Raw genomic sequence first — 13124 nt, 5'->3', positions numbered from 1 at the left:
CGGTCACAGGTAAAAAGCCCCCTGAACAAAAGGTTAGGGGGCTTTCTACAATCAGATCGTGCGCGAAATTTTTATGAAATTATTACTTTCGGCGTTCCATCGCGGCCTTGAGTGCGGCGGCCATCGCACCACCGTCATTTCCGGCACTGCCTTGATTGTTACGCGGACTGCTTTGATAATTTCCGCCGTGCTGGTTGTTTCGCCCGGTGTTGCCGCGGGCCTGATGGCCGGGATTGCTTTGATTGCCACGGGACTCGGTACGCTTTTCACGGGTGCCTTCATAGTCCGGTGCTGATTTCATCGACAGGCCGATACGTTTGCGCGGAGCATCGACTTCCATGACGGTAACCGACACGATCTGGCCTGCCTTGACGACTTCACGCGGGTCGGAAACGAATTTGTCGGCCAGTTGTGAAATATGCACCAACCCGTCCTGGTGGACACCGATATCCACGAACGCCCCGAAATTGGTGACGTTGGTGACGGTACCTTCAAGCTTCATACCGGTTTTAAGGTCCTTGATCTCGTTCACACCATCGGTGAATTTCGCGGTTTTGAATTCCGGGCGCGGATCGCGGCCGGGTTTATCAAGCTCGGCCAGAATGTCGCGGATCGTCGGAACCCCGAACACATCATCGGCATAGTCATCCGGGCGCAGGGTTTTGATGAAGGGCGAGTCGCCAATCAGCTCTGCCAGCGGTTTGTTGGAACGCGTGCTGATACGTTCCACCAGTTTATAGGCCTCCGGGTGAACGGCCGATGCATCCAGCGGGTTTTCACCGCCGCGGATGCGCAAAAATCCCGCACATTGTTCGAACGCTTTGGGGCCCAGACGTTCGACCTTGCGCAAGTCCGCACGCGACCGGAACGCGCCATTGATATCGCGATAACCGACAATATTGCGCGCCAGTGTTTCCGAAAGTCCGGCAACACGGGTCAGAAGCGGAATAGACGCGGTATTAAGGTCAACCCCCACGCCGTTTACGCAATCCTCGACCACGGCATCGAGCGATTTGGCCAGTTTGGTTTCCGATACGTCGTGCTGATACTGCCCGACACCAATGGATTTTGGTTCGATCTTCACCAGTTCCGCCAACGGGTCCTGCAGGCGGCGGGCGATGGATACCGCGCCACGCAGCGACACATCCAGATCGGGGAATTCTTCGGCGGCAAATTGTGACGCGGAATAAATCGATGCGCCGGATTCGTTGACGATGACCTTGGTCGCCTTAAGGGCCGGGAAGCGTTTGAGTAACTGACCGGCAAGCTCATCGGTTTCACGCGAATAGGTGCCATTGCCAATCGCGATCAGTTCGATCTTGTGGCGGGCGGCAAGGGCCGCCAGTGTATTCAGCGCCCCTTCGACGTCATTGCGTGGCTGGAACGGGTAAACGGTTGCGGTATCAACCATCTTGCCGGTGGCATCGATCACGGCAACCTTGACACCGGTACGCACCCCCGGATCAAGACCCATGGTGGCCTTCTGCCCGGCCGGTGCGGCCAGCAGCAGGTCCTTGAGGTTATCGGCAAACACCTTGATCGCGTCTTCTTCGGCGCTGTCACGAAGGGTGCCGAACAAATCAAGTTCGATGGATAGCGACAGTTTGACCCGCCAGGTCCAGCGAACCGTATCCACCAGCCATTTGTCTGCGGCACGGCCACGGTCGGCAATCCCGACATGGGCGGAAATCATGATCTCGGCCCGGCCCTGCTCGGTGCGCGGGCGGTCTTCGTCGGCGGCCCCCAGGGTCAGTTTAAGTTGCAGGATGTTTTCGTTGCGTCCCCTGAACAGGGCCAGTGCGCGATGCGACGGGCAGGTTTTGATTTTTTCGGAATGTTCGAAATAGTCGGAAAACTTGGCACCTTCAGCCTGTTTGCCATCGATCACGCTGGCACTGATTTCGCCATCATTCCACAAAAGGTCGCGCAGCTTGGCGACCAGATCGGCATCCTCGGCAAAGCGTTCCATCAGGATCTGACGCGCACCATCAAGGGCGGCCTTGGTATCTTCGACGCCTTTTTCAGCATCGACATATTTTGCGGCCTCTGTTTCCGGATCAAGGTTCGGATTGCCGTACAGATCATCCGCCAGCGGCTCCAGCCCGGCTTCGCGAGCGATCTGGGCCTTGGTGCGGCGCTTTTTCTTGTAGGGCAGGTACAAATCTTCAAGGCGGGTTTTGGTGTCGGCCTCGTTGATGGCCTTTTCAAGTTCCGGCGTCAGCTTTTCCTGTTCGCGGATGCTTTCAAGCACGCTTGAACGGCGTTCTTCCAGTTCGGTCAGATAGCGCAGGCGTTCTTCCAGCGTACGAAGTTGGGTATCATCAAGGCCGCCGGTTTTTTCTTTGCGGTAGCGCGCAATGAATGGAACGGTGGAGCCCTCATTGAGCATCTCGATGGTGGCAATGACCTGTTCCGGCCGGCATGAAAGTTCTTCGGCGATACGCTGGGGAATTGGACGCATGGTTTCTCCTTGGTTTGCTCGTCTGCCTGAAATAGCGGCTTTCGTGCAGGGGGGAAAGAGCCAGTTTCGGATAAATGGCTGTCTGCATATTTGATGGATTTTCTCGTTGAAATCCCAAGCTGCTGAAATCGAACGGATTTTGGAAATCCTGCCAGATATTGCTGCCCTATAACTTGCCCCGACGGTGCAGGCGGGCTATTTCTGGGATAACAGTTCCATCGGGCAGTCCCGACAACCGGAGAATAAGGATGGCCGGAAAGTTCCGCGAAACCGTCATTCACGAGGTGCCAAAAGAAAAGGCAGAACCGAAAACCTCGGAAGAAAAGAATGAAGCCATTGCCGGTGCAGACATGGCACCTGTTCTGTCACAGGATGCAATCAATGCGCTGGCCGAAGCCAAGGCCGCTAAGGAAGCTGCTGCAAAACAGCGCGAAATCGGCGGGCCCAAAGGCCCCGAGCCGACCCGATTTGGTGATTGGGAAAACAAGGGCCGTTGCATCGATTTTTGATGTTGCAGCCATTCCCGGAATTGACTTCAGGTGATACATATATGAATAGGGTCGGGAATTTTTGCGCCGACCCTATTCATTTCTGAATTGCCAGATAAAGCAGTCCGCCGGGCTCAGTTGCCGCGAATGGCTTTGATGTTGTTGGCGTATTCGGATGGGCCGCCTTTGAAGGTCGCGGAACCGGCGACCAGAACGTTTGCCCCGGCTTCGATCACCTTGGGCGCGATTTCCGGGTTTACGCCACCATCGACTTCAAGGTCGATATCGCGTCCGGTCGCGTCGATCATCTTGCGGATGCGTTTGATTTTTTCAAGCTGGCTTGGAATGAATTTCTGGCCGCCAAAGCCGGGGTTGACGGTCATGACCAGAACAAGGTCAACCATGTCCATGACATATTCGATGACGCTTTCCGGCGTTGACGGGTTCAGCGACACCCCGGCTTTTTTGCCCAGCGACTTGATCAGCTGCAGCGAACGATGCAGGTGCGGGCCTGCTTCGGCATGGATGGTGATGATGTCGGATCCGGCATTGGCGAAGGCTTCGATATAGGGATCGACCGGTGCGATCATCAGGTGAACGTCAAACACCTTGTCGCTATGCGGGCGCAGTGCCTTGACCACATCCGGGCCGATGGTGATGTTGGGCACGTAATGACCATCCATGACATCGATATGGATGTAGTCTGCGCCAGCGGCATCAACCGCGCGGACGTCAACACCCAGCTGGGCGAAATCGGCGGAAAGGATCGAAGGTGCGATTTTAATGGCGTTTGATGCGGTCATGGCGCGGCAAAGGTCCTGAAGCGGGTTGGGATATGGGAATTTCGCGGTTCTCATACCCCAAAAACGCGGTCCTGTCACCCAAGCGGGGCGAATGGCTGTCTTGATCTGTATCGTTTAAGATACCAATCAGGATTTCTTGACCAGACGTGCGCAGAAGAAACCATCGATCCCGCCATATTCCTGCATATGTAGCGGCAGGATGCGCAATTCACCGGCATCGTTGATGGCCTCACTCCAACCGCCCAGTTCGTCGGCGGTAATCGGCTTGCGTTCGTAATTGGGGTGGTCGGCCAGGAACGATTTGACCTGATGCTCGCCCTCTTCGGGCTGAAGCGAACAGGTGCAATAGATCAGCTCGCCACCAACATTCAGAAGCTTGTCAGCCTGATTAAGCAGCTTGGTCTGGATCGGCAAAAGTGATCGCATCAGTTTGTCGTTCTGACGCAGCAAAATATCGGGATGGCGGCGAATGGTGCCGGTTGCCGAACAAGGCGCATCAAGCAAAACCGCATCGGCACGTGGCGTATCAGGGGCCAGATCGGTGGCGTCCCCGATAACAACAGCGGCACCGAGTTCAACCCGTTCAAGGTTTTCATAGACGCGTTTCAGGCGGCCCTCGGATTTATCAACGGCAATGGCCTGTGCACCGAAAGCCGCAAGCTGCATGGTTTTTCCGCCCGGTGCAGCGCAGAGATCATAAATGGTTTTGCCCTTGTGAGCCGAAAACAGTTTGGCCGGGATGGATGCCGCCGCGTCCTGCACCCACCATTTGCCGTCTTTATAGCCCGGCAGGTTGCGGATGCGACGCCCGCCTTCAAGCCGGACCGTGCCGGTTGGAAGGACGATACCGTCCATTTTTTCCGCCCATTCGGCGGCCTCGGCCGGGTCTTTGATCGAAAGATCAAGCATGGCATAGCCAAGGCTTGCCTGTGCAATGCCCTGGGCCACGTCCGCGCCATAGGCCTTTTTCCATGATCCGCGCAGCCATGCCGGAACATTCAATTGCCAGTCTTCGACATTTTCAGGCCATTCAAAGCCGTCGCGCTGCAAGCCGCGCAAGACGGCATTGATCAGTTTGGTGTACCGATGAAGTCCTGCATCGCGCGCCAGATTAACCGTGCTGTCAACTGCACCATGATCGGCTGTATCCATGAAAAACAGCTGGGCAACACCCAGACGCAGGATATTGGTCAGTCGTGCGGCGGTGCGATCTTGTGGCGGGTGATAGCGTGGGGCGAGCATGGCATCAATTTCACCGAGATGGCGCAATGTCGTGCCGAGCAATTGACGCAAAAAATTGCGATCCAGTGACGGCAGACCAAACCCGTGTTTTGACAGAAGCTCGTCCAGTGTGACTTCCCCCCCGCGCAGCTCCTGCAGGGTTTTGAGCGCCAGCATCCGTGGATCGGGAAGATCGGCCGGTTGGCTATGGTGTGGCGCGTGGCGGTTGTCCGGACGGGCGCGGCGTTCTGTCAAAGGAATATCTCCGGTTTCGGGTTGTGGCTTGTAAGTAAGCGCCCTTTGGGGGGCTGTAAAGCACTTAGCCGCGCGATTTCTGGCATGGCTGGCCTGCTGGATATGGTTTGTCGGCTACTTAAAAGCCTTGCGATGGGGACGAGTGCCCGGTAATCCAGACGGATGATTTGAACGGAACGGGCGTTACAGATGTCTTTTGCCGCACTTGCGATTTTTTCCGGCTGCTTTCTGATCGGCTCTATGTTGCTGACCTGGGCGGTGTTGCTTTATCTGCGGCGCAAGGCGATTCTTGATATGCCCAATCATCGTTCCAGTCACGCGGTGCCAACCCCGCGCGGTGGCGGATTGGCCGTGACGCCGCTTTTGGTGTTCATGGTCGGAGCGGTTTTTTTATGGTCGGGGAATGCTGATCTGCCTCAATGGGTCATGCTCGCCGCGGCTGCGGCGCTTGGCATGTTAAGCTGGTTTGATGATCGACATGATCTGTCGCCTGCTATTCGTTTTGCCTGTCAGTTCGTTGCCGTGATCGTCGGTGTGTTCGCGATTGACAGTCCTGTCCTGCAAGGGCTGGTGCCAATGTGGCTGGATCGTGTTCTGGTGGTTCTTGCCTGGGTCTGGTTCCTTAATCTTTTCAATTTCATGGATGGGATTGACGGCATTACCGGGGTCGAAGCGGGATCCATTGGCGCGGGCGTTTTTGCTTTGGCGCTTTTGATGCCGTTGCCTGAATTCATTGATCTTGGTTATATCGGGCTTGGTATTCTGGCGATCATGGCCGGATTTCTGATCTGGAACTGGCATCCGGCGAAGCTGTTTCTGGGGGATGTCGGATCGGTGCCGCTGGGGTTTGTTCTGGGTTGGTTGCTGCTTGAACTGGCGGCACGTGGTGCGTGGATGCCAGCTTTGATCCTGCCATTATACTATCTGGTCGATGCAACCTTTACGTTGATGAAGCGCGGGCTTCGGGGGGAAAAGGTCTGGCATGCTCATCGTGAGCATTTCTATCAACAGGCGACCCAGCGTGGGATGAGCCACGCTGGGGTTTCATTCCTGATAATGCTTGCCAATCTGGCACTGATCCTTGTGGTGTTTTTGCCGACAGATGCGGACGTATCTGAACGGTTGGCAATAGCTGCGATAATTGTCGTGTTGCTGATTGCGGGAATGAAATTTTTGCCGGTTAAGACTGTCAAAACGCATTCGCCCTGATTGCCGCTCGTTCGGATAGCTTGACTTGTCACAGGCCGAACGCGAAAAGAAAAACCGTGTCCCTGCCAAAGGCTTGCGGCTAGTATGAACCACACCAGTATTCCGGTAAGGAACCGAATGTCGCGTTTATTCCAACGTAGCCAGATTGCCTTTGTCCATGATGTGACAATGGCAGCTGTTTCATTGCCCGCAGCACTTTATCTGCGCGTGGGCGATGGTGTGGTTTTTTATAATCCGCAGAACATTCTGTTTTCAGCATCAGTCTTTACCGTTATCGCCGCAGTCTCTTTCTGGTTTTTTGGCCTTTATCGCGGGATTTGGCGTTATGCGTCTTTGAACGATCTGACGCGAATTGCCAAGGCGGTAACAGTTGCCATTGGCGTATTGTTTCTTGTGTTGTTCCTGACCGCGCGGCTTGACTGGTTGCCGCGATCAACACCGATTATTCAGTGGTTCCTTTTAATGGCGCTGCTGGGGGGATCCCGGCTGATTTATCGGATCACCAAGGACAAAACCTCTGCCCGTGAAATGCTGCGGCAGGGGACGCATCGTTTGCCGGTTCTGTTGATTGGTGCAGGTGACGAGGCGGAAGCCTTCATTCGCGAAACGCGTCGTTCAGCAAATACACCGTTTGATGTTGTCGGGATTGTTTCGCTGACCGATAGCCGCGTTGGGCGCAACATGCACGGCGTTGATGTTCTTGCGACCGTAGACCGTCTTGAGGAGATCCTTGGCAAGCTCGCCAATAGCAAGCGTGGGCTGCCGCGCCGGTTGGTTCTGACCGGTGACGCACTGCGTCACGAAGATATAACGAAATGGGTCGAGATTGCTGAGCAAAGGGGCATCACCCTTGCGCGCCTGCCAAAGTTGAATGATCTGCGGGAAGGTCTTGCCGACCCACTGCAAATCCGCCCCGTAGCGATCGAGGATTTGCTGGGCCGTCCGCAGGCGCGCCTTGATCGAGACAAGGTTCGTCAAATGATTGCCGGGCATCGGGTGCTTGTGACCGGTGCCGGTGGATCAATCGGCTCGGAACTGGTGCGGCAGATTGCTGCCTATGGTCCGGAAAGTCTGACCTTGCTGGATGCGGGGGAATACAATCTTTATGCCATTGATATGGAGATGGCGGAAAAATATCCCGATCTTCCGCGTGAAAGTATTTTAGGCGATGTTCGTGATCGAACCCGGATCGATCAGGTTTTTGCAAAGCAAAAGCCGGAGATTGTTTTTCATGCCGCAGCCTACAAACATGTGCCGCTGGTTGAACATAATCCCAATGAAGGTATTCTGACCAATACGTTGGGCACCCGCAACGTTGCCGAGGCATGCCGTGCGGCCGGGGTTGGCACCATGGTTCTGATTTCAACGGACAAGGCCGTAAATCCGGCGAATGTCATGGGGGCGTCAAAACGTTTGGCGGAATGCTATTGTCAGGCGCTTGAGACGCTGCCAGCGGATCAGCGCGGCCCGACACGTTTTGTGACGGTTCGGTTTGGCAATGTGCTGGGCTCAACCGGATCCGTCGTACCCCTGTTCCGCCGCCAGCTGGAGGCCGGTGGTCCGTTGACGGTGACGCACGAAGGCATCACGCGGTACTTCATGACGATTGCCGAAGCGGTGGAACTTGTTTTGCAGGCTGCCGAACTTGGCAAGCATGGTGTCACCGATGGCGGCAAGATATTCGTTCTTGATATGGGGCGACCGGTCAAGATCATCGATCTGGCGCGTCAGATGATCCTGCTGTCGGGCCTGCGTCCGGGCAAGGATATCGATATCAAGGTAACGGGATTACGTCCCGGCGAGAAGCTTTACGAAGAATTGTTCCACGATGGTGAGCCACCAGAACCGACTGAAACCGACGGCGTTATGTTGGCGGCCCCGCGTGTTGTTGATTATGCGTTGATCAAGCAGGTGTTTGACGAGCTTGGTGAAAGTGCAGCAAGGCGTGATACGCACAAGACGCTGGAACTGATGGGGCGTCTTGTCCCCGAATTTCAGCCGCCCGAGATTGGGGTTAAATCCTTCTTTGCAGATAGCGATCCGGGAAAACTCGATCAGGCGGTTAGTGGTCAATAACCTGATATCTGTTTAAAGACGGCACGTCTGCGCAGTCTGGTCTGCGGCCATGCAACATTTCGGGGTCCACATTTTATCGTCTGCGTGATAAAGCTCCGCGCGAAACATGGTTCGGACTCATTGATCATGTGTCGGCCAGAATGAAAACCATCGGTTTTCATTCATCAGAAGGCCAGTCTTGCCCACGCGCAGCCATACGGAACGGTTTCTTTTGTGGGCCGATATATCATCAATGGGTCCGGTGCCTTCATCACTGACGATCTTTTGAAAGCGAACCCGATGACTGCTCGTATTGCGCGCGCGCTGATCTCTGTTTCCGACAAGACCGGTCTGGTCGAATTTGCCAAATCCCTTCATGAACAGGGTGTTGAAATCCTGTCTACCGGTGGTTCTGCCAAGGCCATCGAAGCGGCCGGTATCCCTGTGAAGGAAGTTGCCGATCATACTGGTTTTCCCGAAATCATGGACGGTCGCGTCAAGACTCTTCATCCGAAGATTCACGGCGGCCTTTTGGGCCGCCGTTCTCTTTCCAGCCACATGAAGGCGATGGAAGATAACGATATTTCGCCGATCGATCTGGTGTGTGTGAACCTTTATCCGTTCGAAGAAACCGTTGCCAAGGGTGCCGATTTCGATACCTGCATCGAAAATATCGATATCGGCGGACCGAGCATGATCCGTTCGGCGGCAAAGAACCACGAATCGGTTACGGTTGTTGTCGATCCGTCTGATTACGACCGCGTTGTTGCCGAAATGAAAGACAATGCAGGTGCCACGACGGCTGAGACCCGACGCGTTCTGGCCGCCAAGGCATTTGCCCGTACGGGCGCTTATGACTCGGCTATTTCAAGCTGGTTTGCCGGTGAGCTTGGTGAAACCTTCCCGCAGCGCCTGAATGTTTCTGCCGAACTGAAACAGACCCTGCGTTACGGTGAAAACCCCCATCAGCAGGCAGCGTTCTATACCAATGGCAAGAACCGTCCGGGCGTTGCCACCGCAACCCAGCTTCAGGGTAAGGAACTGTCATTCAATAACCTGAATGATACGGATGCAGCGTTCGAACTGGTGTCCGAGTTTGATGAAAAACCGGCTGTTGCCATCATCAAGCACGCCAATCCGTGTGGCGTTGCCGAGGGGGCAACTCTGATTGAAGCCTATCACAAGGCACTTTCTTGTGACCCGGTTTCGGCCTTTGGTGGCATCATCGCGGTTAACCGTACCCTTGATAAGGCCACTGCCGAAGAAATTGCCAAGCTGTTTGCCGAAGTCGTGATCTGCCCGGATGCCGATGACGCGGCGAAGGAAGTTCTGGCAGCGAAGAAGAACCTGCGTCTTCTGGTGACCGGTGGCATGGCGGATCCGGAAGGTGAAGACATGACGCTTCGGTCGTTGGCTGGTGGATATCTTCTTCAGAACCGCGATGCCGGTCGCGTCAAGCGTGACGCGCTTAAAGTCGTCACCAAGCGCAAGCCGACCGAAGCCGAACTTGATGATCTGCTGTTTGCCTTCCGTGTTGGCAAACATGTCAAATCAAACGCGATTGTTTATGTCAAAGACGGTAAAACGGTTGGTGTGGGTGCCGGCCAGATGAGCCGTGTTGACAGTTCACGGATTGCCGCATGGAAAGCCGAAGAAGCCGGTAAAAATGCGGGTGAAGGCGAATTGCGCACCAAGGGATCGGTCGTGTCGTCTGATGCCTTCTTCCCGTTTGCAGACGGATTGCTGGCCGCAGTCAATGCCGGTGCCACAGCGGTTATTCAGCCGGGCGGTTCAATGCGTGACGAAGAAGTCATTGCGGCTGCCGATGAACATGGTATTGCCATGGTGTTTACCGGTATGCGTCACTTCCGTCATTAATCTTTGGTTTGAACCTTAAGCAAACAGGCCGCAGACATTTTATGTCCGCGGCCTGTTTTTTGTGTTCAGTGGATGGATATCAGGGTCAAACAGCCGTTGCTGGATGTTCCCCTTTTGCGCTGCTGTTCACAGTTTTATCAATCGGATCGGAGTTTTCGATCATTGCCCCATCCCGCTTTATGGCGGCGGGCTGTTTTGGCGTTGCCGGATCGGATGCGGGCTGATCATTATGAACGCGCATCGGTGCGCGCCAGTCAATGCTGCCAAAGGAATGACAGGACGGGCAGGTTACCGCCCATTTATCTGTTTCCGTACCACATGCGCCGCACCGCCAGCCGGGGTCGGGATTGGCGTGACTTGCCTTTACCAGCAGCTCACGTGCTTTTGCGGCATCTTTCTTTTCACGGAATTCCAGATCAGCCAGAAGACGGTAGTGACGTGACTGCGCCTTTTGGGCGATGGCCTTTTCCAGGTTGCTGCGTGCCATGCCCCACAAATCGGCAGAAAGTGCGGCTTCGGCAAGCAAAAGCTGGCTTTCTACATGTTCCGGATTGGCGGCAATCAGCTTTTCGACAGCTTTGACTTTTGCCAAGGCGTCTTCGGAAAGACTGTCCAGATAGATTTGACCCAAGGCCGCGGATGGTGATGTCTGCCAGCTTTGCTGGGCAACGTCGCGCGCTTTCGCAGGCTGATCAATGTCGGCATAAAGCCTAGCCAGAAGAACGGCCGCGCCGGTAAAGTCCGGGCGCGCGTTCAAAGCTTTGCGCAAAAGTTTGATGGCTTCGGCATTTTCACCATCCGTTATTGCGTCTTCGGCTTTGGCTGTAATCAGAAGTGCACGGCGACGTGTCAGTTCATCTTCGTTAAAGATATCTGCCTTTTGGGCATCCACCAGCAGGGTCAGGGCCCGGTCCCAGCGTTTTGCACCCAGTAACAAATCAAATAACGTTACAAGCACGGACGGATTGCGCGGACGCAGGCGGTGGGCCCGTTCCGCATAATCGAGTGCCTCCGACCGGTTATCGGACTTCAGCGATAACTGCAGTAAACCGCGCAACCCGAAAAATGCTGAATCAGGCTTTTCAAGCATTGCTTCAAATTGACGTTTGGCAGCCTCGTTGTTTCCGTCAAGTTCGGCGGCTTGGGCTGTTAACAGGCGGGTCAGGGTATCGTCTTCAAGATACCGGTCGACCGCACGGGTATGCTTCAATGCTTGTCGAACATCACCAGATGCAAGTTCCAGCAATCCCATGGTAAGGGCCTGCTGACCTTTTTTGCGACGGCGACTGCCCAGAATACGGCCAAGCCAATTGGGAGAATTGGCAATGGCGGACCAACAGCGCCAAAGGATGACCAGAACCCCGGTCAGAACAAGAAGGCCAAGGGCGACCATGCCAATAGAGCCATCAAACCTGTAGCCGAGCCAGACGATGGTCATTGTACCGGGATTATTGGCAAACCAGACCGTGCAGGTGACCAGAATTGCAGTTATCAGAATGAACAGGCCAAGACGGATCATTGGCTGTCCCCCGTATTTGCAGACCCATCACCGGTCAGAAGATTGATCGCATGTGCACTGAGCGTTGCGATGGCACCGTTCAACACCTGACGGCTTTTGGCGTCTTCAAGCCACTCGTTGACGGCGGCCCTGGCATTGTCACCTTCGATACCATCAAGGGCGGCAATGGCACCATCAAGATCATCACTTTCAAGCGCTGTTTCTGCGGTCACCAAACGTCCATCGAGCGATTCTTCGCCGACAACATCAATACGCCGAACCGGGATCAGTTTTTTGATATTGGCCCAGGTCGCGTCAAGAACACTACCGGAATGGTCGTCACTTGATGCCTGTACGGCTTTCTGTGCCATTGCCGGAAATGACTGGCGCAGCTTTTCGATGGTGGGCGCGCCACGATCCGCAAGCGGTTTCAGGGCTGATATCTGTTCTGCAATGACGGGATCGTCCGAGCCGCTGCGTTCCAGCTGATTAAGCGCGATCATAAACGATCCGCCGCGCTGCACGGCATCGCGCAGGATCGTAACGGCCATGGCAATGGCCTGGCCACGGCTTTCAACCCGAAGACCGGCAGTTGCCCGCACTTCTTCTTCCATGGTTGACAGACGTGCTGACAGATCGCGCATTTCTGCTGCAACACCAGAAAGTTCGGCTTCGACCCGTGCCAGTTCTTCAATCGGTGCGGTGCGGGTTTCAATTTCTGCCATCCGGCGTGCAACTGTGGAGTTCAGCGAATCGCCGCGTTCACTGTCAAGGCGTTCACGCAAGGCGTTGATCGTACCTTCGAGACGTGACAGGCGTTCGGTCAATGCCGTATCGACGACGACTGTTTCATCACCTTCTGATGGTGCTTTTTCATTGCGGGCAAAAGCATTGTCTGTCGGCTCAGACAGGTTGTCTTCATTGCCGATCATTGCATCGTCACGTTCCGGCGCACCAGGCGTTATGCTTGATGAAGTTCCGGGTGCATCATTGGCAGATGTGGATGGTGTGGCACTATCGGTTGTCGGCTCGCTACCAGTTCCTGACGATTGGTTATCCGCCACTTCTGCCGGTGTGATCTCCGCCAGGATTTCAGCAGGCACATACTGGCTCAGGACGGGTTCCGCGTCACGCCACCAAAGGGTACGTGTCAGCCATCCGGTGACCAAAGCACCGGCAATAATGATCACAAACAACAGGATTGCGCGACCACCACGCTTTTTTTGCACGGTTTTGTCTGTCTTGTCTGTGGCTTG

The 13124-nt window shown here is 55.1% G+C and carries 9 protein-coding genes; 4 read left to right on the top strand and 5 right to left on the bottom strand.

Annotation, left to right across the window (positions count from 1 at the left end; translation table 11 throughout):
- Positions 1-82: 82 nt before the first annotated feature.
- Positions 83-2461 (bottom strand): Tex family protein, encoded by a 2379-nt coding sequence (locus BC440_RS12040; RefSeq protein WP_063092435.1) that lies wholly within the window; start codon positions 2459-2461, stop codon positions 83-85.
- A gap of 248 nt (positions 2462-2709) precedes the next feature.
- On the opposite strand from BC440_RS12040, the gene BC440_RS23525 reads away from it, so the two are divergent.
- The gene (locus BC440_RS23525; protein ID WP_007088679.1) at positions 2710-2970 is read left to right on the top strand and encodes a succinate dehydrogenase assembly factor 4; all 261 of its coding nucleotides are present in this window, start codon (positions 2710-2712) and stop codon (positions 2968-2970) included.
- A 113-nt stretch (positions 2971-3083) separates the two neighbouring features.
- Here BC440_RS23525 and rpe read toward each other — a convergent pair whose 3' ends face one another.
- Both rpe and BC440_RS12025 read right to left on the bottom strand, forming a co-directional pair.
- Positions 3084-3752 (bottom strand): ribulose-phosphate 3-epimerase, encoded by a 669-nt coding sequence (gene rpe / locus BC440_RS12030; RefSeq protein ID WP_040061298.1) that lies wholly within the window; start codon positions 3750-3752, stop codon positions 3084-3086.
- Between the two features lie 126 nt (positions 3753-3878).
- On the bottom strand, positions 3879-5228 hold the full coding sequence (locus BC440_RS12025; protein WP_063092436.1) for an RsmB/NOP family class I SAM-dependent RNA methyltransferase: 1350 nt from the start codon (positions 5226-5228) through the stop codon (positions 3879-3881).
- Between the two features lie 189 nt (positions 5229-5417).
- Between BC440_RS12025 and BC440_RS12020 the strand changes: the two genes are divergently transcribed.
- The 3 genes from BC440_RS12020 (at position 5418) to purH (ending at position 10370) form a co-directional block, all read left to right on the top strand.
- Positions 5418-6437, top strand: a complete 1020-nt coding sequence (locus tag BC440_RS12020) for a glycosyltransferase family 4 protein (protein WP_063092437.1) — start codon at positions 5418-5420, stop codon at positions 6435-6437.
- A gap of 117 nt (positions 6438-6554) precedes the next feature.
- Positions 6555-8513, top strand: coding sequence for a nucleoside-diphosphate sugar epimerase/dehydratase (locus BC440_RS12015; protein ID WP_063092438.1), 1959 nt, complete (start codon positions 6555-6557; stop codon positions 8511-8513).
- A gap of 279 nt (positions 8514-8792) precedes the next feature.
- Entirely contained in the window at positions 8793-10370 is a 1578-nt protein-coding gene (gene purH / locus BC440_RS12010) for a bifunctional phosphoribosylaminoimidazolecarboxamide formyltransferase/IMP cyclohydrolase (RefSeq protein WP_063092569.1), read from the top strand.
- 85 nt (positions 10371-10455) lie between these two features.
- On the opposite strand, the gene BC440_RS12005 is transcribed toward purH, so the two are convergent.
- Complete coding sequence (locus BC440_RS12005) at positions 10456-11889, bottom strand: heme biosynthesis HemY N-terminal domain-containing protein (RefSeq protein WP_063092439.1); 1434 nt, start codon at positions 11887-11889, stop codon at positions 10456-10458.
- Positions 11886-13097 (bottom strand): mitofilin family membrane protein, encoded by a 1212-nt coding sequence (locus tag BC440_RS12000; RefSeq protein WP_223304900.1) that lies wholly within the window; start codon positions 13095-13097, stop codon positions 11886-11888. The genes BC440_RS12005 and BC440_RS12000 overlap by 4 nt, the downstream gene beginning before the upstream one ends.
- Between the last annotated feature and the right edge of the window lie 27 nt (positions 13098-13124).

Source organism: Thalassospira sp. MIT1004 (genome assembly GCF_001858545.1).
Lineage (GTDB): Bacteria > Pseudomonadota > Alphaproteobacteria > Rhodospirillales > Thalassospiraceae > Thalassospira > Thalassospira xiamenensis.
Note: the sequence above shows the minus strand (reverse complement) of the source record. Positions and strands in the feature narration are given on the sequence as shown.

What these genes read in the sequence shown, in the direction of transcription:
- BC440_RS12040 (WP_063092435.1), bottom strand. Translation starts at nt 2,461, where the DNA reads ATGCGTCCAATTCCCCAGCGTATCGCCGAAGAACTTTCATGCCGGCCG.
- BC440_RS23525 (WP_007088679.1), top strand. Translation starts at nt 2,710, where the DNA reads ATGGCCGGAAAGTTCCGCGAAACCGTCATTCACGAGGTGCCAAAAGAA.
- rpe (WP_040061298.1), bottom strand. Translation starts at nt 3,752, where the DNA reads ATGACCGCATCAAACGCCATTAAAATCGCACCTTCGATCCTTTCCGCC.
- BC440_RS12020 (WP_063092437.1), top strand. Translation starts at nt 5,418, where the DNA reads ATGTCTTTTGCCGCACTTGCGATTTTTTCCGGCTGCTTTCTGATCGGC.
- BC440_RS12015 (WP_063092438.1), top strand. Translation starts at nt 6,555, where the DNA reads ATGTCGCGTTTATTCCAACGTAGCCAGATTGCCTTTGTCCATGATGTG.
- purH (WP_063092569.1), top strand. Translation starts at nt 8,793, where the DNA reads ATGACTGCTCGTATTGCGCGCGCGCTGATCTCTGTTTCCGACAAGACC.
- BC440_RS12005 (WP_063092439.1), bottom strand. Translation starts at nt 11,889, where the DNA reads ATGATCCGTCTTGGCCTGTTCATTCTGATAACTGCAATTCTGGTCACC.